The organism is Caballeronia sp. ATUFL_F1_KS39 (assembly GCF_023630985.1).
Classification (GTDB): domain Bacteria; phylum Pseudomonadota; class Gammaproteobacteria; order Burkholderiales; family Burkholderiaceae; genus Caballeronia; species Caballeronia zhejiangensis.
In genome coordinates this window covers 169,196-191,934 of record NZ_JALQDZ010000035.1, presented here as the reverse complement: position 1 = coordinate 191,934, position 22,739 = coordinate 169,196, and the positions used below count along the sequence as shown (strand labels likewise).

Below are 22,739 nucleotides of genomic sequence, written 5' to 3'. Positions count from 1 at the left end.
TGGGTAGTCCTCTCGTCCATCGTGGGCTGCCTAAAGAGTGCCCCCAAACACCCCATCGGGCTTGGCTCGCGCACGGTCTGTCACATCGCACCACACAACAAACTGGTTCAGCACCAAATAGCTCCGGCCCGCTTCGCGGCCGACCGGTCAAGCGGGGATGCATGTGCTCCGCTACTAACGTCTCCATCTCACTGCAATCGCCGCCCTTTGGTTTCCCTTGCATACCCGGCGGCAGCGCGTAGCGCTGTGCCGAAGCTCTTTCGTGCTGAACCAGCGCGCTCAACGTATTCGGGCGGCGGACCGTGCGCGATCCAAGTCCCGTTATTGTGATGAGGGCACTCTTTAGGCGAGTGCCATCGAGGACGAGAGGACTACCCAAATTGCGTGTGACCGCGGGCCTGAAAGCTGCTTTCTTTGCTTACTTTCTTTGCAGCAGCAAAGAAAGTGAGTGCCGCCCCGCACAGGGGCAACGCTAATAGACCGACACGAAAACGGGATCCGGCGAAAAAAAACCTCACCCCCGCAACCGCCCCCCCAACCAAGCCCGCAACGCCTCAACCTCCTCCATACAAACCGAATGCGCCATAGGATAGGCATGCCATTCGACCTCACACCCTTGCCCGCGAGCGAATTCGCACGCCTGCTCACCGAGAGCCACATTGAGCACATCATCGAAGCTCCCATGCGCGGCAAAGATGGGAACCGATCGGTTCGCTTCGGAAAGCGATTCATCGATTAGCCCTTCGGAAGGAATGTAGCCCGACAGCACGATCAACCCAGCGAGCTTCTCGGGATGAGTGAGCCCCGCCTGATAGGTCATCGCACCGCCCTGCGAAAATCCCGCGATAAAAATGCGCTCACTGGGAATTCCCCGCGCGTTCTGCGCCTCGATAAGCGCCCGCACGCGCCCGACCGAAGCGACGATGCCCGCCTCGTCCACGCGCCGGTTGATGCCCTCGAACGACAGAATGTCGTACCACGCGCGCATCACATAGCCGTTATTCGCCGTCACGGCGATCTCCGGCGCGTTCGGAAACACGAAGCGGATCGCGGGCGCATCGGCGAGACGCAATTCGGGCACGAGCGGCACGAAGTCGTTGGCATCGGCGCCGAGGCCGTGCATCAGGATCACGGCGAATTTGGGATTCGGCGCGGTTTCGATCTCGATGGTCGAAGCTTGATCGGTCATTGCCCTTCACTCCTCGTCAGATGATGGGAACGAGAATCTGCACGATGCCCACGACCGACACCAGCCACACCAGCGAGCGCACGAACGGCACGCCGGCAGCGTAGAGCGGCACGTAGACCAGACGCGCGACGAAATACGCGAGCGCGCCATAGTGCGTGAGCGTGTTCTCGCGCCCCGTGACGTGCACGATCAGCACCGCAATGGCGAAAATCGGCAGCGTCTCGAACAGATTCGACTGCGCCCGCATCAGCCGTCCGGAAAGCTTGCCGGGCGGCGGCGTGGCGGCATCGCGCGGGCCGGCCTGGTATCTGATGCCGACTTCGCGGTTGCGCACGACCGCAGGGAGCAACACTTGCACCAGCGCGAGCACGAGCGTCCAGGCAAGCATCGTCAGTTCGAAACTCATGGCGTCTCCACAGTAAGAAATAGCCACGGCGGACCGCGCCCATGATGCCACCGCGATCCGCCAGCGTGTAGTCTTGAACGTGATCCTCTACGAGTCCTTCATCCATGCATGCGATGACCCTTCGTCTGTCGCCCGGCGACGATCTGCGCGCCGCGCTCGATCATGCCTTCCGCGCGCACGCGCTCTCCGCCGCGTTCGTCCTTCAGGGCATCGGCAGCCTGAACGTCGCGCGTCTGCGCTACGCGGGCCGCGACGAAGCCGTTGAATTGCGCGGCGATCTCGAAATCGTCACGCTCGCCGGCACGCTGTCAGCGCAAGGCCCGCACCTGCACATGAGCATCGCCGATGCCGATGGCCGCGTCTCCGGCGGCCACGTCACGCCGGGCTGCATCGTGCGGACGACGGCGGAGATCATCGTCGCGCATCTGCCCGGCGAACGTTACACGCGTGAGCACGATGCCGCGACGGGCTTCGCCGAACTCGTCATCCGGGCGACGTGACAGCATCCGTCGGTTGCGCGACGCCGAGCGCGAGATCGTGGCGCGCGATCATCTCGAATGCTTCGGTCGTCTCCGAATAGTCCCAGCGTTCGACCGTCGCGCGACGCCCGTCGCCATTGCCAACGCTTGCGTCGTGGCGGATCACGTTCACCGAATTGTCGATCGTGCCGCGCGTGCGCGACGACAGCGCCGTGCCCGCCTGCACCGCCCACATGCGGCGCGTGAGTCCCGCGAAGGTATCGTGCAGCGGCAACACGTAGGGCAGATGAATATGCCCGCCGAGAATCAGGTCCGCGCCCGCACGCGCCCAGCGCGGCACCGCGCGCTCGCGTCCGTGCAGTAGATTCTTTTCGTCCTGAGTGCGCGTGACGGCCACCGGCTGATGCGTGACCACGACGCGCAACTGCGCCGCGCTCGCCGCCTCCAGCCGCGCGGCGACGCGCCTCACCTGCTGCATCGACACTTCGCCGTCCTTGTGACGATACGCCCGCGTCGTGTTCACGCCGAGCACGAGCAGCCCCGCCGAATCGAACGCCGGTTCGAGATCGGCGCCGAACGCGCGCTGATGATTCGCGTACGGATAACACAGCCGCGCGAGCGGATCGAAAAGCGGAATGTCGTGATTGCCGGGGATGACGAGCGTCGGCGTCGCGCCGAGCGCATCGACGAACGCGCGCGCCGACGCGAACTGCCGCTTGCGCGCGCGCTGGGTGATATCGCCGGACAGCACGACGAGATCGGGAGCGAGCGCATCGGCGAGCCGCAGGAGCGCTGCGACCACCGGCGGCCGCTCGGTGCCGAAATGCGTATCGGAAATCTGCAACAGCAAGGTCATGAGCGATTGGCTTCGGCCACTGTCGGCTCAGGCTTGAGCAGGAAAAGCGGTTTGTCGGACACGCGAAATTCCAGCGGCATCTGCAGTTTCGCGACCTCGCCATCCGTCGCGATCTTGACGAGTCTGCGCTTCTTCGACGGATGCGTCACCGTGATGCGCTCGAACGTGAAGCTCACGACGTGATCGGAATCCGACAGACGCCGCGCCGCGCCGTGCAGCGACAGCCACAGATGCATGAGCCGTCCGACCGGCCGCGGCGCAATCGCGACGAGCAAGCCCTGTTCCAGCGCGCGCGCTTCGTCCGGCATGCCGATCTGCTCCATCTGCAGGCGGTTGTTGCCGACGAAGAGCGTCGACGAGCGAATTTCGGTCGTGCTGCCATCGTGATCGATATGCAGACGCAAATGGCGATGCGGCTTGAGCATCGTGGAAAGCGCCGACCAGAGCGCGACGAGCCGGCTGCGCCCGAATTGCCGCTTGTAGATTTCGCGATCTTCGAGCAAGCGCGGATAAAGCCCGAGGCTCGCGTTGACGAGAAACATGCGCGCGTTCACGAAGCCGACCTGCACCGGATAGGCGCGCGCGTCGAGCAGAAGTTTCGTCGATTGCTCGAGATCGGCGGGAATGCCGTGGTCGCGGCTGAAGTAGTTGAACGTGCCGCGCGGCAGCACCGCGAACGGGCAGCCGGCGTCGTGCGCCGCGTGCGCGACCGTGCAAAGCGTGCCGTCGCCGCCCGCGCCGACGAGCACGCCGCCCGCTTGGCACGCCGCCGCCGCGGTTTCGCGCGCGACGTCCGCGAGACCGCGCGGATCGTCGACGACGCGCAATTCGAAACGTCGCCCGGCCGCGCCGAGTTCGCTTTCGAGCAGGCTGCGGGTCGCGTCGGACTGACGGCGTCCCGAGCCCGCGTTCATCACGATGAAGAACGGCGCGTCGGCGGCGAGCGTTTTTGCGGTGTCGGCGGATGGAGATGCGGATGCGGCAGTCGGTGTCATCGGCGGCGCTCCCTCGATGCTCCGCGCGCGCGGATCGCGCACGACGAGCGTGGCTCCGCGCTCATAGGCGAAGCCTGCCGATTATAACGAAATGCTTACAGCCGGATCGCCGGCAATCAAGTGTGCTCGCCGCGAATGTAGTACTCGAGCTGCTGGATGGTGTACTGCTGCTCGGCCATGATGTTCTTCACCAGATCACCGATGGAGATCATGCCGATGAGCTTGCCGTTGTCGATCACCGGCAAGTGACGCATGCGCTTGTCGGTCATGAGCGCCATGCAGTCGTCGGTGGTCTGGTCGGGGCGCACGTAGCGCACGTGCGACGTCATGATGTCGCGCACCGGCGTGTGCTTCGAGACGCGGTCCATCAGGACGACTTTGCGCGCATAGTCGCGCTCGGTCATGATGCCCACGATCTCGTCGCCTTCGGTGACGATCACCGCACCGATGTGCTTGTCGGCCATCAGCTTGATTGCATCGAAGACCGACGCCGTGGCTGGAACGGTAAAGACCGTCTGGTCGGGTTTCGAATTCAGAACCTGTGCGACTGTTGCCATCGAGCGCCTCCGTTATGAGCGGGGAACGTTGTTGCGCCTGGGCGACGGGTAATCTTGCGCCTGTATGCAGCGTAAAGCCTCGCGCGCGATGCCTTCATCGGCATTAACCCGACCATTCAAAAAAAGTATAGATCACCGGCGCCGCGCGAGACGTGCGCCGCGCGTTTCATCTCGCGCGTCGTCACGCATGCCTTCAGTTTCGCCGATTAATGCCGCTAATCAGGCATCTGGTGGAAAGTGAAGCCACCGGCAAACACACGAAGGCATCGCTTAGAGGGAGAACGAGGTGAGCAGTTCACAACAGGATATCGAGCAGCGCGTGCGGCTCGCGGGCAGCAACATGTTCGAATTGCTTCTGTTCAGGCTCGGCGAGTCGCCGGGCTCGGAGCAACGGGAGCTGTACGGCATCAACGTGTTCAAGGTGCGCGAGATTCTCGCGATGCCGACGATCACCGCCGTCGCCGGTTCGAGCGAGGAGATTCTCGGCGTCGCGGATATCCGCGGCCAGATCATTCCCGTGATCGATCTCGCGCGCATCACCGGCTGCCGGCCGAAAAACGGTCCGAAAATTCTGCTCGTCACCGAATTCGCGCGCACGACGCAAGGCTTCGCGGTCGAGGAAGTCGACGATATCGTGCGGCTCGAGTGGAATCAGGTGCTGTCGGCGGAATCGCACTCGGGCGGCAAGACCGTGACGAGTTTCGCGCGGCTCGATGGCAACGTCGACGGCTCGCGGCTCGCGCAGGTGCTCGACGTCGAGCGCATCGTGCGTGATGTGCTGCCGTCGCAGGAAACGGATATCACCGAGGCCAACACCGGTCGGCTGCAGCTCAAGCCGGGCGCGCGCGTGCTTGCGGCAGACGATTCGGGCGTCGCGCGGGCGCTCATCGAGCAAAGTCTCACGGCGATGGGCGTGCCCTTCGTGATGACCAAAACCGGCCAGGAAGCGTGGGACGTACTGGAAGCGGCGCTCAGAAAGGCGGAGAAGGACGGCACCGAGGTCGCGGATCACATCGCGCTCGTGCTCACCGATCTGGAAATGCCCGAAATGGACGGTTTCACCCTCACGCGCCGCATCAAGGCGGAGACGGGGCTGATGCACATTCCGGTGGTGATTCACTCGTCGCTGTCGGGATCGGCGAACGAGCAGCACGTACGCAAGGTCGGTGCGAACGCATATGTGTCGAAGTTCGAGGCGTCGGAGCTCGCGAACGTGATGCGCGGCGCGCTCGCGGCCTGAAACGCGTTCGGCGCGCGCAACGCAGACCTTTTGAGCCTGCGCGGCGCGCGCCGAATCAGTCTTTCAGCCTGTCGGCCCGGCGGATGAGCCGGGCTGGCCGAACCGGTTATTGACCGAAGAAGACGGACTGAGCCTTGTTGGCCGATTGCGTGCGGGTGCCCGACTGAGCCAGCGCGTCGCGCGAGCCGCCGAAAGCGGTCGTGCTCGTGCCGTTCGCGTTTTCTTCGGCGGCGATCGCTTGTGCGCTCGGACCTTGTTGCGACGTCGGCGCGCCGACAGCCGGACGGTAGAACGGAGCCGGACCGTAGCCGCTTGCAAAAGCGGGAGCGGCGAGCGTGGCGGTAGCGGCGATCAGAAGGGTAGCGAGAAGATTGCGTTTCATAGTGTGAGCTCCAAAGACGGTTGACGTTCAATCAGAAAGCGCCGCAGCGGTCTTGCGAGAAACTGTCTGCTACGTCGATGGAATGCAGTGTATACCCCTACTATCGCTTTTTTATCTCCATAAATTTCAATTCAGTTTTCGATATGGACCAACAATAGTTGGCCGCACGATCGTTCAAATCGTCCTAAACGTCCGCCTGGCGGGCGATTGCGCGTGTTGACAAGCGGCGCGCTCGGCTGCTTCGTTTAGCGGGGAACGAACAATTATTTAGCGTACGGGCGTGCGAATTTCCCGCTAGCGCGAACGACATCCCGCGTTATCTCAGTGAACGAGCCGTCCGATCAGGCGGAGCAGTTCCGTGGGCGGGTTGCCCTTCTGGCAATAACCGTCGAATCCGGAATGCATGCCCTCCGCCCGCACGATGTCCTCACCGAGCGCCGTGAACGCGATGATCACCGCGTCGCGCGTGCGGGCGATACGGCGAAGCACGCGCGCGGTTGCGAAACCGTCGTGTTCCGGCATCGTGATATCGAGAATGACGATGTGCGGCACCCAGTTGTCGATCGTATGGAGCGCATCGACGCCGGACAACGCAAAACGCGTGTCGAAGCCCTCCGCTTCGAGCGCGGCGCAAAGCGCTTCTGCGCTATGGGCGTTGTCGTCGACGATGAGGATGCGCCACGAATCGCGGTCGACATCGACGCTGCGATTCGTCCAAAGCGCGCAATGAGGAGAATGCAAGTACAGGGGCATGGGCGTTCGACGGAAACATACGATTGCCCAACAGCATGTTTCGCGCCCGCCCGCCGCCAAGCTCAGGCGTCGCCGCTCTTCCGGCTTTTGCGACGCTTTCCCGACGCGCTTTCGCTCTCGCGCAGCCGCGCATTCGCCTCGACGAGCGATGCCGCGTCGCGCTGGCGCAACGCGACATCCAGTTCTCCGAGCGCCCCGAACAGCGCGGACTGCTCCGTCTCGTCGAGCGGCGCGCCGCCGGGTTCGGATACGCGCCGCGCTTCCTTGTCGAGCCGCTTGAGGAGCTTCGCGCCGAAGCGGGTATCAATCGCGCCTTCGCGCGCCAGTCCCGCAATCACCGACGCCAGGCGAACCAGCCCGTTCGCGGTGGTTTGCGTCGCCCCGTCCATGTCGTCATGGTCTTCCACTGCCTTCTCCCCAGTTTCGCGCGCGGCGCCTCGCGTGCGCCCGTCTTGCGTGGCGCGATGATACGCCGACAAAATGACAGTCATATTTGCACGGCGCACCGCGTTCGTGGCCATCGTTTCGCTCGCGTTCACGCGATACGATCGCGATCCGGGGCGCGACCGATGGCACACTAGCGCGTGGCGACGCGCATGCCAGAAGCGTCGGGGCCGCGTCATCCGCCGACACGCCGACATACTCAGAATGTAACCGAACGCCCGCATGAATCCCGCTACCCTGCAAAGACCGCCTTACGGCTCCGACTTTTCCGGCCTCGTCTGCGGTTTCCGATTTCATGCCGATCTGCCCGGCGTGCCGATCGATGCCGAAGCCGCAAGCGAATGGCTCGCCCGCGACGACACGCCCAAGGAATTCGTCTGGCTGCACTTCGATCTCGCGAACAGTTCGTGCGAACGGTGGATGCGCGGCCGCCTCGGCCTGCCCGACGCGTTCTTCGACACGCTCAACGAAGGCTCGCATTCGACGCGCATCGAGCATCAGGAAGGCGCGCTCCTCGCCGTCATCAACGATGTGATGTTCAACTTCGAGCTGACGCCCTCGGAGATCGCGACGCTGTGGGTCTACACGCATCAGAAGCTGATCGTGACGGCGCGGCTCAAGCCCTTGCGATCGGTCGATTCGCTGCGCGAGTCGGTTAGACGCGGCGAAATTTTCCGTTCGCCCGCCGAGTTGCTCGCGCATCTGTTGCGCGATCAGGCGGATCTGCTCGTGCATATCGTGCGGCGCACGAGCGTCGAGGTCGACGGCATCGAAGACCGTTTCCTGTCGATGCGCGGCGCCGCGACCCGCACCGATCTCGGCGGACTGCGGCGCGTGCTCGTCCGGCTGCAGCGCCTGCTCGCGCCCGAACCCGGCTCCGTGTTCCGGCTGCTCGCGCGGCCGCCGCGCTGGCTGCATTCGCAGGACATTCAGGACCTTCGCGACGCGACCGAAGAGTTCTCGCTCGTGCTCAACGATCTCGCCGGGCTCGTCGAGCGCATCAAGCTCCTGCAGGAAGAAGTCGCGACGCGCATGGACGAACAAAGCAACCGCACGCTCTTCACGCTGACGCTCGTGACCGTGCTCGCGCTGCCGATCAATATCGTCGCGGGTTTCTTCGGCATGAACGTCGGCGGCATTCCGCTCGCGGAAAATCACCACGGCTTCTGGCTGCTCGTGGCGATCGTCGCGACCTTCACCGCGCTCGCCGGATGGTGGGCGTTCCGGCGACGACGCGATATGTAGCCGGCCCCGAAGTCAGAAGCCCAGGTCGCTCAGGCCCGGATGATCGTCGGGCCGGCGACCGAGCGGCCAATGATATTTGCGGTCCGCTTCCTTGATCGGCAGATCGTTGATCGAGGCGTGACGGTGCGTCATCAATCCCGCTTCGTTGAATTCCCAGTTTTCATTGCCGTAGCTGCGATACCAGTTGTTCGCGTCGTCGTGCCATTCGTACGCGAAACGCACCGCGATGCGATTGCCCGTGTACGCCCACAATTCCTTGATAAGCCGATAGTCGAGTTCGCGCGCCCATTTGCGACGCAGAAACGCGACGACTTCCTCACGCCCGTTCGCGAATTCGGCGCGATTGCGCCAGCGCGTGTCCACGCTATACGCGAGCGATACGCGCTCCGGATCGCGCGTGTTCCAGCCGTCTTCGGCGAGACGGACTTTCAGCTTGGCGGATGCTTCATCGAACGGCGGAAACGGCGGCTTGGATTCCATGGCGAGTCCTCTTTGCTCTAAGCGATGAGATGAGTAGACAGGTCTGTCTACCCGACGCACTCTAGCGCAGGTAGACGAACCTGTCTACAATCGATTGCATGAATACTTCCGCAATCTCCAGCGATTTCTCCGAGCTCGCGCCGGACGCGCGCATCCTGTACACCGCGCACGATCTCTTCTATCGCGATGGCATTCGCGCAACGGGCATCGATCGCGTGATCGCCGAATCGGGCGTCGCGAAGAAGACGTTCTATCGCTATTTCCCGAGCAAGGACGATCTGATCGTCGCGTTCCTCACGTTTCGTCACGATAACTGGATGGCATGGTTCCGCGACGCGCTCGCTCGCCACGGCGGAACGCTCAACGCGCTCGTGCCCGCGCTCGCCGAATGGTTCGGCAGCGAGAATTATCGTGGCTGCGCGTTCATCAATTCGGTCGTCGAAGTCGGCGCGACGCTGCCGCAGGCCATCGATATTTCACGTCGCCACAAGCGTGACATGACCGCGGCGATCCGCGCGCTGATGCCGGCTTCGCGCACCGCCAAAGCCGATGCACAAGCGCTCGCGCTCGCCGTGGATGGCGCGATCGTCGCCGCGCAATTCGCCGATTCGCCCGCCGATGCATTGAAGGCGCTCGCACGCGTCGTTCGCGCGGTCCGGCGCGGCGCAGCCGAGTAGCGCGATGAACGGCTTCATGCCTGCGCGACCTGCATGGGCGCCATTGCGTGCTCGATCACATCGGCGAGCTTCGCGAAATTCGGCGCGATGTCATGATTCGGCACGCACGCGTAGCCAAGCATCAAACCGCGCAACGCCTCGTCGCGGTTCATGAAGTAATTGACCAGTGGGCGCGTGACGACGCCGGCCGCCAGCGCATCGGCGGCGACCGCGCGATCGTCGACGAACTGCGGCAGTTCGAGCACGAAATGCAGTCCGGCTTCGTCGCCGCGCACGGCGAGCGTATCGCCGAAACGCGCGCGGATCGCGTTGATCAGCAATTCGCGACGCTCGCCGTACAGTCCGCGCATGCGCCGCACATGCGACGTCAGGTGCCCGTCGAGAATGAACTCGGTCAGCACCGCCTGCTGCATCAGTTGCCCTTCGCGATACAGTTCCGCCACGCCGATGCGAAACGTTTCGACAAGCTCCTCCGGCACGACCATGTAACCCATGCGCAAGCCGGGATAAAGCATCTTGCCGAGACTGCCGACATAGATCACCTGCCCCGCGTCGTCGAGTCCCTGCAACGACGAAAGCGGCCGGCTGCCGTAGCGGAACTCGCTGTCGTAATCGTCCTCGATGATCCACACCTTGTGCTGGCGCGCGAACTCGAGCAGCGCGCGACGCCGCGCGAGACTCATCACCATGCCGAGCGGATATTGATGCGACGGCGTCACGAGCGCGATCCGCGGCGGCTCGGTCATGTCGCGCGCGGCCGGATTGAGCCCTTCCTCGTCGACGGGAATCGGCACGAGCGTCAGCCCCGACGATTGCAGCACGCTGCGCGCGCCCCAGTAGCACGGCTCCTCGACCCACGCGCGATCGCCGAAATCGGTGAGCAGGCGCACGGCGAGATCGATCGACTGATGAATGCCGGTCGTGATGATGATCTGGTCCGGCTGACACTTCACGGAGCGCGCGACGCGCAGATAATCCGACAACGCGCGCCGCAGCGGACGATAGCCGCCGCCCGGCGCATACGTCAGCAGATCGGGGTTCGCGCGCTTCCATAGACGCGCCTGCAAGCGGCTCCATGTGCGTGCCGGAAACTCGGCGACGTCCGGCACGCCGGGCATGAACGCGCCCCACTGTTTCGGCGACACGCCCGCCTGCGCGATCAGGCGCTCGCCGCGCCGCGAGATCGTGCACGACGCCTTCGTTTCCTCGGCTTTCGCTTTCTTCGCGACGCCATCGCGCGGCGCGGTGTCGGCGACATACGTGCCGCTGCCGGTCGTCGAATTCACATAGCCTTCGGCCGTGAGCTGATCGTAGACATGCAGGACGGTATTGCGCGCGATGCCGAGATCGATCGCGAGCGTGCGCGAACTCGGCAACTTCGTGCCCGGCGCGAGCTGGCTCGTGAGAATGGCCTGCTGCATCAGTTCGAGCACTTGCCGGTACATCGGCTCGGCGGCCGTGCGATCGAGCCGCGCGCTCAGCCAGTCGGCCAGGATGATCGTATCCACGGTATCTCCCATCGCATGAAAACCACTATTCCGGTCACCCTCAAGTGGTTCTATTTTGAATATTGAAATGGCTCCACATTGTAGAACCGTGGCGGGCTATAGTTATCGCAGGTAGTGGAAATAATTTCCGCACGTCGGCAGCCGTCCGGCAGTAAGCACAGGGTTTTTCCGAAGGAGACACGGACAGATGAAATCCGATCAGGTGATCGTCAGTTTTCGCGGCGTTCGAAAGACGTACGACGGCGAAACGCTCGTCGTCAAATCGCTCGATCTCGACATCTATCAGGGCGAATTTCTCACGCTGCTCGGGCCATCCGGCTCGGGCAAGACGACCTGTCTCATGATGCTCGCCGGCTTCGAGTTCCCGACCGGCGGCGAGATCTGGCTCGACGGCAAGTTGCTCAACAAAGTGCCGCCGCACAAGCGCGACATCGGCATGGTGTTTCAGAACTACGCGCTCTTTCCGCATCTTTCGGTGCAGCAGAACGTCGAATATCCGCTGACCGTTCGGAAGATGTCCGCCGAAGAGCGCGCGCATCGCGTGAACAACGCGCTCAAGATGGTTCGCATGGAGAGCTTCGCGAAGCGTTATCCGGCGCAGCTTTCCGGCGGGCAGCAGCAGCGTATCGCGCTCGCCCGCGCGCTCGTGTTCGAACCCAAGCTCGTGCTGATGGACGAACCCCTCGGCGCGCTCGACAAGCAGTTGCGCGAGCACATGCAGATCGAACTCAAGGCGCTGCACGAGAAGCTCGGCGTCACGTTCGTCTACGTCACGCACGATCAGGGCGAAGCGCTCACCATGTCCGACCGCGTCGCCGTATTCGACAAGGGCATCGTGCAGCAGCTCGACACCGTCGATCATCTGTATGAAGCGCCGTGCAACGAGTTCGTCGCGAACTTCATCGGCGACAGTAACCGGCTGCGCGGGACCATCGAACAGATTCAGGGCGAGTTCTGCGAGATCCGTTTAGCCGACGGCACGCGCGTGTCCGGGCTCAATGTCGCGAACGCGAAGCCCGGCGCGGAAGCGATTGCGTGCATCCGGCCCGAACGCATGAAGCTCACGGATCTCACGCAAGGCAACGGCCATGCGAACGGCAACATCAACGCGCTGTCCGGCGAAGCGAAAAGCCTCATCTATTTCGGCGACCACGTTCGCATGCGCTGCGGCGTGCGCGAACAGGACGAATGCTTCGTCAAGGTGCCGCTCGGCACGCCCGCGCTCGACGGCTTCACGCCCGGCGCGCCCGTCGCGCTCGAATTCGCGCCCGAGCATCTGCGCGTGTTCGCCTGAACTTCCCAACCGTAGGTCCACTGACAAAACCAAGTCGAAGAAGAGAGGAAACCATCATGAAGAAGTTCGCTTTGTGTTCCATGGCGGCGGCGCTTGGATGCGCGTCGGCAGTGTCGGGCGCGGCGGAAATCACCGTCGTCAACTTCGGCGGCGCGAACGGCGACGCGCAGAAAGTCGCGTTCAACCAGCCCTTCGAGCAGTCGTCTAAGAACAAGGTCACGGCCGTCGAATACAACGGCGAGCAGGCCAAGGTCAAGGCGATGGTCGAAGCGAAGCACGTCAACTGGGACGTCGTCGAAGTGGAATCCGGCGATCTCGGCCGCGGCTGCGACGAAGGTCTCTATGAAAAGCTCGACTGGTCGAAGATCGCGAAGAAATCCGATCTCGTGCCCGAATCGCCGCAAACCTGCGGCGTCGGCTTCTTCGTGTGGTCCACCGCGCTCGCCTACAACGGCGACAAGCTGAAGACCGCTCCGGCCGGCTGGGCGGACTTCTGGGACACGAAGAAATTCCCCGGCAAGCGTGGCATGCGCAAGGGCGCGCGCTACAACCTCGAATTCGCGCTGATGGCCGACGGCGTCGCGCCGAAGGACGTCTACAAGGTGCTCGGCACCAAGGCGGGCGCGGATCGCGCATTCAAGAAGCTCGACGAACTCAAGCCGTCGATTCAGTGGTGGGAAGCGGGCGCGCAGCCGCCGCAATTCCTCGTCGCGGGCGATGTCGTGATGTCCACCGCGTACAACGGCCGTATCGACGCTGCGCGCAAGGAAGGCAAGAACCTGAAGGTCGTCTGGAACGGCAGCATCTACGACCTCGACTACTGGGCGATTCCGAAGGGCTCGCCGAACAAGGACGTCGCGCAGCAGTTCATCGCGTATTCGGTGTCGCAGAAGCCGCAGGAAATCTATGCGAAGAACATCGCGTACGGCCCGGTGAACAAGGCCGCGATCGCCGCGCTCGACGCGAAGACCAAGGCCGACATGCCGAACTCGCCTGAGAACGCGAAGAACGCCGTGCTGCAGGACATGGCGTTCTGGACCGATCACGGGGACGAGCTCGAGCAGCGCTTTACCGCGTGGGCGTCGAAGTAAGCACTGGCTGGCGCGACGGTCGCGCGTCGCCAGGAGGCGCGACCGTCAAGAAGGAGACACAAGCGTGAACACCATGACGATCCCCGCGGAAGAATCGCGCGAATCGAGCGCGCGTCTGAAGCGCGAACTGAAGATCGCCGATGCGAAAAAGCGCGCGATGGCGCTCGCGCTGATCGCGCCGCTCGCCATCTTCCTGTTTCTGATTTTCGTCGTGCCGATCGGCGCGCTGCTCACACGCGCCATCGAAAATCCCGAAGTGGCCAATGCGCTGCCGCACACCGGCGCCGCGCTCGCGAAATGGGACCGCAAGACGCCGCCATCGGATGAAGCGTATGCCGCGCTCGCGCAGGATTTGACCGCGATTTCCGAAGGCGAATCGATGGGCGCCCTCGCCCGCCGGCTGAACACCGAGATTCCGGGCTACCGCTCGCTCGTCGCGAAGACCGCGCGCGCGATGCCGCTCACCGGCGACGACGGCAAGCCACTGCCCGCCGCGCAGATCAAGTCGAAGATCGTCGAACTCGACGAGCGCTGGAACGATCCCGCCTATTGGCAGGCGATCGCGAAGAACGCCGGCCGCTATTCGCCGTTCTATGTCCTCGCGTCGCTGGATCACAAGCAGGACGGCTTCGGCAATATCGTCCATGCGGACCCGGATCAATCGATCTATCTGAACGTATTCGGCCGCACGTTCGTGATCGGCGTCGGCGTGACGCTGTTTGCCTTGCTGCTCGGCTATCCGCTCGCGTACTGGATTTCGACGCTGCCCGAGCGCCGCGCCAACCTCGTGATGGTGCTCGTGCTGATCCCGTTCTGGACGTCGGTACTGGTGCGTGTCGCCGCGTGGATCGTGCTGCTGCAAAGCGAGGGCCTCGTGAACACGGCGCTGATCGGCGCGGGACTGATCGGCTCGCCGCTCGCGCTGCTGTTCAATCGTGTCGGCGTGTATATCTCGATGACGCATATCCTGCTGCCGTTCATGATCCTGCCGCTCTACAGCGTCATGAAATCCGTGCCGCCGACGTATCAGCGCGCGGCCGTGTCGCTCGGCAGTCATCCGTTCGCCGCGTTCTGGCGCGTGTACGTGCCGCAGACGTATCCGGGCATCGGCGCGGGCGTGCTGCTCGTGTTCATTCTCGCCATCGGGTATTACATCACGCCGGCGCTCCTCGGCGGGCCGAACGATCAGATGGTCAGCTATTACATCGCCTACTTCACCAACGTGACGATCAACTGGGGCATGGCGTGCGCGCTCGGCGCGCTGCTGCTCGCCGCGACGCTGCTGCTCTACGTGGTCTACGGCCGCTTCACGCGCGCGAACGTGAGCCTGGGGTAAAGAAGATGAAACTCGCCAAACCGATGTTCGCGCCGCACACGTCCGCGATCGAGCGCATCTGGTATTTCGCGCTGCGCATCCTGTGCGTGCTGACGCTCCTGTATCTGATCCTGCCTGTGCTCGCAATCGTGCCGCTGTCGTTCTCGTCGAGCACGTTCCTCGTCTATCCGATTCCCGGCTGGTCGATGCGCTGGTATCACAACCTCGTCATGTCGCAGGAATGGCGCATGGCGGCGAAGAACAGCTTCATCGTTGCACCTTCGGCAACGCTCGTCGCGACGATCCTCGGCACGCTCGCCGCGGTCGGACTGACGAAGGCGAATTTCATCGGCAAGAGCGTGCTGATGGCCGTGCTCATCTCGCCGATGATCGTGCCGGTGATCGTCGTCGGCGTCGGCATGTATCTGTTTTTTGCACCGCTCGGCATCGCGAACACGTATTTCGGGCTGATTCTGGCGCACGCGGCGCTCGGCGTGCCCTTCGTCGTGACGACCGTCGGCGCGACGTTGCAGAACTTCAACCACAATCTCGTGCGCGCGAGTCAGTCGCTCGGCGCGAGCCCGCTCAAGACGTTCTTCCGCGTGACGCTGCCGGTCATCGCGCCGGGCGTGATTTCGGGCGCGCTGTTCGCGTTCGCCACTTCGTTCGACGAAGTCGTGGTCACGCTCTTTCTCGCCGGCGCCGACCAGACGACGCTGCCACGGCAGATGTTCACCGGCATCCGCGAAAATATCAGCCCGACGATAGCGGCGCTCGCAACGATTCTCATCGTGTTCTCGACGAGCCTGCTGCTCGCGTTGGAGTGGCTGCGAGGCCGCGCGGCGGCGCGCGCCGTCGCGTAAATTGGCCGGTCCGCGACGCGCATCGCGGACTATGCGAAGGGCCCATCCCGCGAGGCTCCGATCGGGGCCTCGCTGTCGCTCTCGCATCCGCGCCAGGTGCGCTTGCCGTACAAATCGCGCAAAACCCTCGCGAGCGAGGGCGATTCCGATCGATTTTTCGGTCTGCACCGGCCCGCGAGCGAGCTTACGAATCGCTTAAACGCCCGTCCACCAAGGCGCGACGAAGGGTCGCTTGTGTTGCCGCCCGATTATTCGCAGCAACGGGATAGTGTATTCACTGATGCGGTATTTATCGGAATATGCTTAATGACGTACGTTCTAGGTCGAGTCAAAGCTTGGAACAATGCCATGACAGCTTTTACGAAAAGAGCGGACCCGTGGTCACAGACGGTTCACCTGCTCGAGGCGATGCCCACGGATATCGCCCGCACCGCACCTTCCCAGAAATCCGCCCGCGCGGAGAGCGCGTTTCTCGAACGCCTGACGCGCGACTGGAATCGCACGCATCCGCATCATTCGAATGATCGGCTGCCGTTTCCGCAAGCCATCGTGCGCGTGATCGAGCGCCCGAGCAGCGCGACGGCGCTCGTGTACTGGTCCGATCCCGGTACGTGCCACTACGGCTATCAGGGCTGGCGCGCAACCACGGCGACGGCCGAAGGCGTGTGCTCGCTATCGGGAATGCCGATTCATCGCGGGGATCAGGTTTATCGGCCGTCGCAGCGCGATCCGAAGCCGCAAAACGCATCCGCGATGATTCTGGCCGCCGCGATGCCCAAAGACGCCGAGCAAATGGAAGTCGATTTGCACGGCTGACAGCGTTCAATATCCGATGGTGATGCGCTGTTTGATGTGCGATTCGCGTTCGAACTCGTTCAGAAACGCGATCGCGTAATCATCGAACGAAATCCAGCTACGGCCGCTGCCGTCGACGAGCAATTCGTCGACGCCGAGCCGGAATTTCTGCGTCCGCGGACCCGGTACGAATTCCGCCGACGGCGAGATGAACGTCCAGTCGACGTCGCGTTCGCGCCGCAACGCGTCGAGAAATGCCGCGCCCGCCGTAGCTTCCGGTTTGTACGCCGGGGGGAAATCGGGCAAATCGAGCACGCGCTGGCCGGGCGCCGCGTACAGGCTGCCCGCGCCGCCCACGACCAGCAGGCGCCGCACGCCCGCCCGCTTCACCGGCTCCACGATGGCCGGCTCGGAGACCGTGGCGAAGCGCGTCGCGCTGAACACGGCGTCGTGTCCGGCGAGCGCGGCGGCGAGCGCGTCGGCATCGAGGGCATCGACGTTCAGCGGAGTGAGGCCGTCGCGCTGCGCGAGCCCGGACGTATCGCGCGCGATCGCCGTGACCGTGTGTCCGCGGCGCAACGATTCTTCCACCAGACGGCTGCCGACATTGCCCGTCGCCCCGATGATCGCGATTCTGCTCATTGCCACTTTCTCCTTTGCATGTGCGGCAGGCGCGCCGGCGTGATCCGACCGCGCGGTTGATGATAGAGCGAAATAACCGGCGCCACAGCCGACGCTTTCGATGGAGTTTGTTTCCGGAGAATACCGATTCGTAGAATCGAATAGCGTGCGGCGATGATTAAAAACTTACCTGATAAACATGGACTCATGCAATTTCCGGGCCGAATTCGCGAGGCGGGCGCAATATCGGCATGCGATCGTCATAATGAAACGGCGCTTTCGGAGGCGCGCCGCACCATTAAACTAGAGGCCCCGCACTCTTTCGAGATGCGCGACAGCGGCGATTACCGGCGCGCCGCCCGCAGCAGTTTCGGAGCGAGTTTCCAAATCGAAGTCGCCAAAATGTCATGACATTGGTTTATATTGCAGTTCCTCGCCGCTCCATTACCGGAAGGAGTTAACCGTGAAGAATCCGCAATTGCAGGGTGCCATCGAAGGACGCGACAATCCGGCAGGCGAAACCGCCTACGAACCGATTCCGGTTCACGCTGTCCCCAAGGAGTCCGCCGACGAACCCGGCTACTCCGATTCGCTGGACATCCCGCTCAATTACGGCATTGTGATGGACGCAGTCAGGGACGCCGTACGCGCGAATCCCTGAACGTTCGAAACGTCATACGAAACGCCCCATTCGGGGCGTTTTTTTTGGCCTTGCGACACCCGTGAAGCGGCGTTTCGATTGCCTGTCGGCCGTTGCCTGCGGGAGATAAATGCCCCGCAACGCGTCCGATTGCGTTTAGGCCGTTTAATCAGACAAAACAATGGCTTAGTTCACGCCGTGGCTGCGTCGTTTTCGCGAAAAGTCAATCGGTGTGATTCAGAGCCAACGCTCTGATTTTGCTCATTAACGAGATGGTACACTTCCGCCGCCGTTGCGGGCGAGCCCGAATCCGACTTCGGAATAGCGCGCGTCTGTCGATATTTCGTCCATCCTCGCGAGGGCCGAACGCCCGAATTGGGTCGTCTGCTGCGTCCTGATCGCCCGATCCGACAAAAAATCCTCTGCTAGTGTTTCTACTGGCGAAAACAACTGCATTGAAGTAAGTTCAGACGTGTCATAGCGCCTGGACAAACGTCCGGATCCATCGTCGCGGTTCGGCAGTCCCCCGCGAGAACGCAAACAAGTCTGCAGGACCGATCAACCACGCGCGGCGGCTCACGCCCTGCCGAACAAAACATGGCCGCTATTTTCGATTATCTGTTGGACAGTCAGATTTCCAGACAATGGCGCGGCCTTTTGGCAGCGCTCGCGGAGGAGTTCGAAGCGCAGATCGGGCGCAACGAACTGCGTCAACTGATGCACAACGTCGGCAGCCGCTTCGCCGAAGCCCGGCCGCTGCCGCCCTGCGATTCCACGTCGGCGCTCGCCGACGCGCTCAACGCGCTGTGGCACGACACCGACTGGGGCTTCGTCGAGCTCTCCGACGAGCGCGACTATCTGAGCATCGTGCATTTCTGCGCGCCGCTGCCCGCCTTCGGCGAAAGCGCGCTCGCATGGACGCCCGCGTTCCTCGAAGGCGCCTATCAGCGATGGCTCGCCGGGCTCGGCGCACAAGGACTCGCGATCCGTCAGGCTAGCGACTTCGGCGACGACGCGGCCATCGAATTCAGGCTCGCGCGCGTCGCGGCCTGAAGCATCTTCAGCACATTGCGACCGCCGCCTCGACGCGGCGGCATCGACCGCCCCGAACGGGCGGCTAAAAACAGGCAGCACCGGCCAGGCATCAAGAACAGGCACGACGAGGAAGCGGCATCATGAATACTTCGCGCGATATCGAGAAGCTCTTCGATCATTTCGGCGGCAATGCAGGCGACTATCAGGAAATCGGCCGGGAGAAGGAGGCCACGACGGCCCGCACCCGCTGGCCGCTGCTTGCCACGCTCGACTTCGCGCAGCCGGCGATTCCGGAGATCGCGCCGCGCCACGACGTGCAGCCGAACGCCGCGCGGGCGCGCCCGGACGAAGCCGCCGCCCCGCCCGCCGCTCACCATGCCGACAAGCCGACGCCGATCCATCGCGGCAGGCAGCCTCTCTTCACGCGGCCGCATCGCCGCACGATTCCGGCCGTCAATCCGCCGGCGGCGGAGTCGTTGAGCGCGCTGCGCTTTTCGGTGCTCGGCGAATCGGCGCCGGCGCAAACGGAAACGATTCCAGATTCGGCGACCGTGTCCAAGACGAACGCAGCTCCGGTTCATACAATGGTCCCGCCGGTCGAATCGAACGCTACTGAACTCGCGCGCCCCGCCGCCTCGTTCGGAACGGACTTCGCGGCGCGCCGCACGCCTGCGCAAGTTGCGCCGGTGACAGCCGCTGCGCCCGCCGCGCCGCAATCGATCCTCGGCAAGCTCTTCAAGCCGCAAACGCAGAGCGCGCCGAGCGCGTCCGCGAACTCGCTCGACGCCATGTTCGAGCGCCTGCGCCACGCCCGTCCGCAGGGCGACGAATCCACGAACACGCACGCTCGCGCGAGCCGCCTCTCACGCTCATGAAAGTCATCACGGTAGTTTCCGCGAAAGGCGGTGTCGGGAAGACGACGCTCGCCGCCAATCTGGCGTCGGTGCTCGCCGCGCGCAATCGTCGCGTGATCGTGCTCGATCTCGATCCGCAGAACGCGCTGCGCCTGCACTTCGGCATTCCGCTCGACAGCATCGACGGCATCTCGCGCGCGACGCTCAGCCGCGATCCCTGGCAGACGGTGATGTTCGATGGCGTCGACGGCGTGACCGTGCTGCCTTACGGCGCGGTGACCGAAGACGACCGCCGCCGCTTCGAGGCGCTCGTCGATAGCGATCCGGCGTGGCTCGCGCATGCGCTCGGTTCGCTCGCGCTCGACGCCAACGACATCGTGATCGTCGATACGCCGCCGGGCTCGTCCGTCTACACGCGCACCGCGCTCACGGCGGCGAACTTCGCGCTGAACGTCGTGCTGGCCGATGCCGCGTCCTACGCCGCGATCCCCGGCATGGAGCGCATGATCGACGCCTACGCTGCGCCGCGCGCCGATTTCGCGGGTCAGGGCTACGTCGTGAATCAGGTCGATCAGTCGCGTCAATTGAGCAAGGACGTGCTGAAGGTGCTGCGCAACATGCTCGGCACGAAGCTGTTTCCGGGCGTCATCCATCAGGACGAAGGCGTCTCCGAATCGCTCGCGTGCGACACGACGCTCATCCACTACGATCCGCTGTCGCAAGCCGCCGCCGATTTGCGCGCGTGCGGCGAGTGGCTCCTCTCGGCCGTCGATGCGATGGCCGCTTCGCCGAGGAAGCTCGCATGAGTTCCGCCAAGATCCCGTCGCCCGAGACCGAAGTGAGCGTCGCGACCTCGCGCCTCGAACGTTTCGTCGATGCAGGCATCTGGAGCAGCCGGATCGTCGTGATCCTGCTCACGCTCTTCGCCGCGTTCGCGCTTTACTTCGTCGTCACGGTGCCGCTCGCGTTCGGCCAGCAACTCGCGTTCGCGACGATCTGCTTCGTCTGCGCGCTCGGCTTTCGCCGCCTGCAAGGCCAGTACGCGACGCTCGTGATGATCATGCTGTCGATCGTCGCGTCGGGCCGCTACATGTTCTGGCGGCTCACGGAAACGACTTACTGGGAACGTCCGCTCGACGCCGCGTGGGGCATGTTGCTCGTCGCCGCCGAAGTCTACGCGACCCTCGTGCTCATGCTCGGCTACTTCCAGACCGCGTGGCCGCTGAAGAGAAAGCCCTTGCCGCTGCCGGCCGACCGCAGCCAGTGGCCGACCGTCGACGTATTCATCCCGACGTACAACGAGCCGCTTTCCGTCGTGAAGCCGACGATCTACGCGGCGCTCGCGCTCGACTATCCGTCGGACAAGCTCGCGATCCACGTACTCGACGACGGCCGTCGCCCCGAATTCAAGACGTTCTGCGAGGAAGTGGGCGTCAACTGGACGATCCGCACGCATAACCGTCACGCGAAGGCGGGCAACATCAACGAGGCGCTCAAGATCACGAAGGGCGAATTCCTCGCGATCTTCGATTGCGATCACATCCCGACGCGCTCCTTCCTGCAAATCTGCCTCGGCTGGTTCCTGCGCGACAAGCTGCTGTCGATGCTGCAGACGCCGCACCATTTCTTCTCGCCCGATCCGTTCGAACGCAATCTCGGCACGTTCCGCAAGGTGCCGAACGAAGGCGAACTGTTCTACGGTCTCGTGCAGGACGGCAACGATCTCTGGAACGCGACCTTCTTTTGCGGCTCCTGCGCCGTGCTGCGCCGTTCGATGGTCGAGGAGATCGGCGGCATCGCGGTCGAGACCGTGACCGAAGACGCGCATACGGCGCTCAAGCTGCATCGGCTCGGCTATACGACCGCGTACCTCGCGATTCCGCAGGCCGCGGGTCTTGCCACGGAAAGTCTTTCAGGGCATATCGGGCAGCGCATCCGCTGGGCGCGCGGCATGACGCAGATCTTCCGCATCGACAATCCGCTTACCGGCAAGGGCCTCAAGATCGGCCAGCGGCTGTGTTATCTCAACGGCATGCTGCACTTCTTCTACGGCGTGCCGCGTCTCGTGTTTCTTACCGCGCCGCTGTCGTATCTGTTCTTCGGCGCGCATGTGATCGAAGCGGCGGCGAGCACCATCGCGATCTTCGCGCTGCCGCACATGATGCACGCGAGCATCACCAATTCGCGCATGCAGCGCAGCTTCCGCCATTCGTTCTGGGCCGAAGTGTACGAATCGGTGCTCGCGTCGTACATCACCGCGCCGACGCTGCTCGCCGTCATCAACCCGAAGCTCGGCAAGTTCAACGTGACGGCCAAGGGCGGGCAGATCGCGAAGGATTACTTCGACTGGTCCATCTCGCGGCCGTATCTGTTCCTGCTGCTCCTCAATCTGCTCGGCTTCGTCGCGGGCATCGTGCATATCGCCATCAACTGGCACGTGCGCAGCGAAGTGAACACGACCATCCTCAACCTCTGCTGGACGGTCTACAACATGCTGATTCTCGGCGCATCGGTGGCGGCGGCGAGCGAGCGCAAGCAGGTCCGCGCGACGCATCGCGTCACGATGAAAATGCCCGTCATGCTCAAGTTCTCGACCGGCCGCACGCTCGCCTGCGAGACCATCGATTATTCGGAAGGCGGCGTCGGCGTCGCGTTGCCGAGCAAGATCGAAGTGCCGATGCACGAGCGCGTCACCGTCTCGCTCTTTCGCGGCGACGAGGAATACGCGTTTCCGGCGACGGTCGGCTATACGGAGCCGGGGCGCGTCGGCCTGCGCTTCTCGCAACTCACGCGCGAGCAGGAATACGACTTCGTGAAGACCACTTTCGCGCGCGCGGACGCCTGGACCGGATGGTCGGAGGGACGCCGTCCGGACACGCCGTTGCGCGGCCTGTCGCATGTGCTGCTCGTCGGCACGCGCGGCATCGCGGGACTGTTCGAGCACTTGTACAGCGACCTTCGAACCTGGATGAACAAGCGCCCGGTCGATGTGAAGAAGCTGAAAACCAAAGACCAATAAA

At 63.5% G+C, this 22,739-nt stretch carries 25 protein-coding genes; 14 read left to right on the top strand and 11 right to left on the bottom strand.

The features are described from left to right. Positions 1-514: 514 nt before the first annotated feature. Both NCR93_RS16010 and NCR93_RS16005 read right to left on the bottom strand, forming a co-directional pair. Positions 515-1,189 (bottom strand): alpha/beta hydrolase, encoded by a 675-nt coding sequence (locus NCR93_RS16010; protein WP_175979207.1) that lies wholly within the window; start codon positions 1,187-1,189, stop codon positions 515-517. Between the two features lie 16 nt (positions 1,190-1,205). Then, positions 1,206-1,595 carry an MAPEG family protein gene (locus NCR93_RS16005; protein ID WP_175979206.1) on the bottom strand — a complete coding sequence of 130 codons (390 nt, stop codon included), beginning with the start codon at positions 1,593-1,595 and terminating at the stop codon, positions 1,206-1,208. Positions 1,596-1,699: 104 nt separating this feature from the next. Here NCR93_RS16005 and NCR93_RS16000 point away from each other — a divergent pair, with 104 nt between their 5' ends. Then, on the top strand, positions 1,700-2,095 hold the full coding sequence (locus NCR93_RS16000; protein ID WP_008353614.1) for a PPC domain-containing DNA-binding protein: 396 nt from the start codon (positions 1,700-1,702) through the stop codon (positions 2,093-2,095). Here the strand turns inward: NCR93_RS16000 and NCR93_RS15995 are convergent. The 3 genes from NCR93_RS15995 to NCR93_RS15985 form a co-directional block, all read right to left on the bottom strand. Beyond that, positions 2,079-2,930: a metallophosphoesterase family protein gene (locus NCR93_RS15995; protein WP_008353615.1), complete on the bottom strand. Its 852-nt coding sequence runs from the start codon at positions 2,928-2,930 to the stop codon at positions 2,079-2,081. The genes NCR93_RS16000 and NCR93_RS15995 overlap by 17 nt on opposite strands. Next, positions 2,927-3,925, bottom strand: coding sequence for a diacylglycerol/lipid kinase family protein (locus tag NCR93_RS15990; RefSeq protein WP_175979205.1), 999 nt, complete (start codon positions 3,923-3,925; stop codon positions 2,927-2,929). Before NCR93_RS15990 ends, NCR93_RS15995 begins: the two co-directional genes overlap by 4 nt. A gap of 116 nt (positions 3,926-4,041) precedes the next feature. Beyond that, positions 4,042-4,482 carry a CBS domain-containing protein gene (locus NCR93_RS15985; protein WP_175979204.1) on the bottom strand — a complete coding sequence of 147 codons (441 nt, stop codon included), beginning with the start codon at positions 4,480-4,482 and terminating at the stop codon, positions 4,042-4,044. 286 nt (positions 4,483-4,768) lie between these two features. On the opposite strand from NCR93_RS15985, the gene NCR93_RS15980 reads away from it, so the two are divergent. Further along, positions 4,769-5,722, top strand: a complete 954-nt coding sequence (locus tag NCR93_RS15980) for a chemotaxis protein (RefSeq protein WP_008353618.1) — start codon at positions 4,769-4,771, stop codon at positions 5,720-5,722. A 106-nt stretch (positions 5,723-5,828) separates the two neighbouring features. Here NCR93_RS15980 and NCR93_RS15975 read toward each other — a convergent pair whose 3' ends face one another. The 3 genes from NCR93_RS15975 to NCR93_RS15965 all read right to left on the bottom strand — a co-directional run bounded on the left by NCR93_RS15975 (position 5,829) and on the right by NCR93_RS15965 (position 7,264). Next, positions 5,829-6,104: a hypothetical protein gene (locus NCR93_RS15975; RefSeq protein WP_008353619.1), complete on the bottom strand. Its 276-nt coding sequence runs from the start codon at positions 6,102-6,104 to the stop codon at positions 5,829-5,831. A gap of 321 nt (positions 6,105-6,425) precedes the next feature. Further along, positions 6,426-6,857: a response regulator gene (locus tag NCR93_RS15970; RefSeq protein ID WP_008353620.1), complete on the bottom strand. Its 432-nt coding sequence runs from the start codon at positions 6,855-6,857 to the stop codon at positions 6,426-6,428. A 62-nt stretch (positions 6,858-6,919) separates the two neighbouring features. Next, on the bottom strand, positions 6,920-7,264 hold the full coding sequence (locus NCR93_RS15965; protein WP_033537148.1) for a hypothetical protein: 345 nt from the start codon (positions 7,262-7,264) through the stop codon (positions 6,920-6,922). Between the two features lie 259 nt (positions 7,265-7,523). Between NCR93_RS15965 and NCR93_RS15960 the strand changes: the two genes are divergently transcribed. Beyond that, positions 7,524-8,546 (top strand): transporter, encoded by a 1,023-nt coding sequence (locus tag NCR93_RS15960; protein WP_008353624.1) that lies wholly within the window; start codon positions 7,524-7,526, stop codon positions 8,544-8,546. 12 nt (positions 8,547-8,558) lie between these two features. On the opposite strand, the gene NCR93_RS15955 is transcribed toward NCR93_RS15960, so the two are convergent. Next, positions 8,559-9,026 (bottom strand): nuclear transport factor 2 family protein, encoded by a 468-nt coding sequence (locus NCR93_RS15955; RefSeq protein ID WP_008353625.1) that lies wholly within the window; start codon positions 9,024-9,026, stop codon positions 8,559-8,561. 98 nt (positions 9,027-9,124) lie between these two features. On the opposite strand from NCR93_RS15955, the gene NCR93_RS15950 reads away from it, so the two are divergent. After that, complete coding sequence (locus NCR93_RS15950; RefSeq protein ID WP_008353626.1) at positions 9,125-9,703, top strand: TetR/AcrR family transcriptional regulator; 579 nt, start codon at positions 9,125-9,127, stop codon at positions 9,701-9,703. A 14-nt stretch (positions 9,704-9,717) separates the two neighbouring features. Here the strand turns inward: NCR93_RS15950 and pdxR are convergent, their stop codons facing one another. Beyond that, on the bottom strand, positions 9,718-11,211 hold the full coding sequence (gene pdxR, locus NCR93_RS15945) for a MocR-like pyridoxine biosynthesis transcription factor PdxR (RefSeq protein WP_034471872.1): 1,494 nt from the start codon (positions 11,209-11,211) through the stop codon (positions 9,718-9,720). A gap of 187 nt (positions 11,212-11,398) precedes the next feature. Here pdxR and NCR93_RS15940 point away from each other — a divergent pair, with 187 nt between their 5' ends. From NCR93_RS15940 to NCR93_RS15920, 5 genes are all read left to right on the top strand, one after another. Beyond that, positions 11,399-12,505: an ABC transporter ATP-binding protein gene (locus NCR93_RS15940; RefSeq protein ID WP_008353628.1), complete on the top strand. Its 1,107-nt coding sequence runs from the start codon at positions 11,399-11,401 to the stop codon at positions 12,503-12,505. Positions 12,506-12,561: 56 nt separating this feature from the next. Next, positions 12,562-13,596, top strand: a complete 1,035-nt coding sequence (locus NCR93_RS15935) for an ABC transporter substrate-binding protein (protein ID WP_175979202.1) — start codon at positions 12,562-12,564, stop codon at positions 13,594-13,596. Positions 13,597-13,660: 64 nt separating this feature from the next. Further along, positions 13,661-14,932: an ABC transporter permease gene (locus tag NCR93_RS15930; RefSeq protein WP_051079071.1), complete on the top strand. Its 1,272-nt coding sequence runs from the start codon at positions 13,661-13,663 to the stop codon at positions 14,930-14,932. 5 nt (positions 14,933-14,937) lie between these two features. Next, entirely contained in the window at positions 14,938-15,774 is an 837-nt protein-coding gene (locus tag NCR93_RS15925; protein WP_008353631.1) for an ABC transporter permease, read from the top strand. Between the two features lie 348 nt (positions 15,775-16,122). Next, positions 16,123-16,590 carry a DUF3331 domain-containing protein gene (locus NCR93_RS15920; protein ID WP_239295023.1) on the top strand — a complete coding sequence of 156 codons (468 nt, stop codon included), beginning with the start codon at positions 16,123-16,125 and terminating at the stop codon, positions 16,588-16,590. Positions 16,591-16,596: 6 nt separating this feature from the next. Here the strand turns inward: NCR93_RS15920 and NCR93_RS15915 are convergent, their stop codons facing one another. Beyond that, the gene (locus tag NCR93_RS15915; RefSeq protein ID WP_008353633.1) at positions 16,597-17,211 is read right to left on the bottom strand and encodes an NAD(P)-dependent oxidoreductase; all 615 of its coding nucleotides are present in this window, start codon (positions 17,209-17,211) and stop codon (positions 16,597-16,599) included. Positions 17,212-17,653: 442 nt separating this feature from the next. Between NCR93_RS15915 and NCR93_RS15910 the strand changes: the two genes are divergently transcribed. The 5 genes from NCR93_RS15910 (at position 17,654) to bcsA (ending at position 22,738) form a co-directional block, all read left to right on the top strand. After that, entirely contained in the window at positions 17,654-17,851 is a 198-nt protein-coding gene (locus tag NCR93_RS15910; RefSeq protein WP_008353634.1) for a hypothetical protein, read from the top strand. 576 nt (positions 17,852-18,427) lie between these two features. Continuing rightward, positions 18,428-18,883, top strand: coding sequence for a cellulose biosynthesis protein BcsD (bcsD, locus tag NCR93_RS15905; RefSeq protein WP_008353636.1), 456 nt, complete (start codon positions 18,428-18,430; stop codon positions 18,881-18,883). A 122-nt stretch (positions 18,884-19,005) separates the two neighbouring features. Further along, positions 19,006-19,740, top strand: coding sequence for a cellulose biosynthesis protein BcsP (gene bcsP, locus NCR93_RS15900; protein ID WP_239295024.1), 735 nt, complete (start codon positions 19,006-19,008; stop codon positions 19,738-19,740). Then, the gene (gene bcsQ, locus NCR93_RS15895; RefSeq protein WP_175979200.1) at positions 19,737-20,525 is read left to right on the top strand and encodes a cellulose biosynthesis protein BcsQ; all 789 of its coding nucleotides are present in this window, start codon (positions 19,737-19,739) and stop codon (positions 20,523-20,525) included. The genes bcsP and bcsQ overlap by 4 nt, the downstream gene beginning before the upstream one ends. Further along, on the top strand, positions 20,522-22,738 hold the full coding sequence (bcsA, locus tag NCR93_RS15890) for a UDP-forming cellulose synthase catalytic subunit (RefSeq protein ID WP_033537141.1): 2,217 nt from the start codon (positions 20,522-20,524) through the stop codon (positions 22,736-22,738). Before bcsQ ends, bcsA begins: the two co-directional genes overlap by 4 nt. Position 22,739: the final 1 nt, after the last annotated feature.

What these genes read in the sequence shown, in the direction of transcription:
- NCR93_RS15935 (WP_175979202.1), top strand. Translation starts at nt 12,562, where the DNA reads ATGAAGAAGTTCGCTTTGTGTTCCATGGCGGCGGCGCTTGGATGCGCG.
- NCR93_RS15955 (WP_008353625.1), bottom strand. Translation starts at nt 9,026, where the DNA reads ATGGAATCCAAGCCGCCGTTTCCGCCGTTCGATGAAGCATCCGCCAAG.
- NCR93_RS15940 (WP_008353628.1), top strand. Translation starts at nt 11,399, where the DNA reads ATGAAATCCGATCAGGTGATCGTCAGTTTTCGCGGCGTTCGAAAGACG.
- NCR93_RS15960 (WP_008353624.1), top strand. Translation starts at nt 7,524, where the DNA reads ATGAATCCCGCTACCCTGCAAAGACCGCCTTACGGCTCCGACTTTTCC.
- NCR93_RS16000 (WP_008353614.1), top strand. Translation starts at nt 1,700, where the DNA reads ATGCATGCGATGACCCTTCGTCTGTCGCCCGGCGACGATCTGCGCGCC.
- NCR93_RS15925 (WP_008353631.1), top strand. Translation starts at nt 14,938, where the DNA reads ATGAAACTCGCCAAACCGATGTTCGCGCCGCACACGTCCGCGATCGAG.
- NCR93_RS16010 (WP_175979207.1), bottom strand. Translation starts at nt 1,189, where the DNA reads ATGACCGATCAAGCTTCGACCATCGAGATCGAAACCGCGCCGAATCCC.
- NCR93_RS15920 (WP_239295023.1), top strand. Translation starts at nt 16,123, where the DNA reads ATGACAGCTTTTACGAAAAGAGCGGACCCGTGGTCACAGACGGTTCAC.
- NCR93_RS16005 (WP_175979206.1), bottom strand. Translation starts at nt 1,595, where the DNA reads ATGAGTTTCGAACTGACGATGCTTGCCTGGACGCTCGTGCTCGCGCTG.
- NCR93_RS15975 (WP_008353619.1), bottom strand. Translation starts at nt 6,104, where the DNA reads ATGAAACGCAATCTTCTCGCTACCCTTCTGATCGCCGCTACCGCCACG.
- NCR93_RS15970 (WP_008353620.1), bottom strand. Translation starts at nt 6,857, where the DNA reads ATGCCCCTGTACTTGCATTCTCCTCATTGCGCGCTTTGGACGAATCGC.
- NCR93_RS15950 (WP_008353626.1), top strand. Translation starts at nt 9,125, where the DNA reads ATGAATACTTCCGCAATCTCCAGCGATTTCTCCGAGCTCGCGCCGGAC.
- NCR93_RS15985 (WP_175979204.1), bottom strand. Translation starts at nt 4,482, where the DNA reads ATGGCAACAGTCGCACAGGTTCTGAATTCGAAACCCGACCAGACGGTC.
- NCR93_RS15995 (WP_008353615.1), bottom strand. Translation starts at nt 2,930, where the DNA reads ATGACCTTGCTGTTGCAGATTTCCGATACGCATTTCGGCACCGAGCGG.
- bcsD (WP_008353636.1), top strand. Translation starts at nt 18,428, where the DNA reads ATGGCCGCTATTTTCGATTATCTGTTGGACAGTCAGATTTCCAGACAA.
- NCR93_RS15990 (WP_175979205.1), bottom strand. Translation starts at nt 3,925, where the DNA reads ATGACACCGACTGCCGCATCCGCATCTCCATCCGCCGACACCGCAAAA.
- bcsA (WP_033537141.1), top strand. Translation starts at nt 20,522, where the DNA reads ATGAGTTCCGCCAAGATCCCGTCGCCCGAGACCGAAGTGAGCGTCGCG.
- bcsP (WP_239295024.1), top strand. Translation starts at nt 19,006, where the DNA reads ATGAATACTTCGCGCGATATCGAGAAGCTCTTCGATCATTTCGGCGGC.
- NCR93_RS15915 (WP_008353633.1), bottom strand. Translation starts at nt 17,211, where the DNA reads ATGAGCAGAATCGCGATCATCGGGGCGACGGGCAATGTCGGCAGCCGT.
- bcsQ (WP_175979200.1), top strand. Translation starts at nt 19,737, where the DNA reads ATGAAAGTCATCACGGTAGTTTCCGCGAAAGGCGGTGTCGGGAAGACG.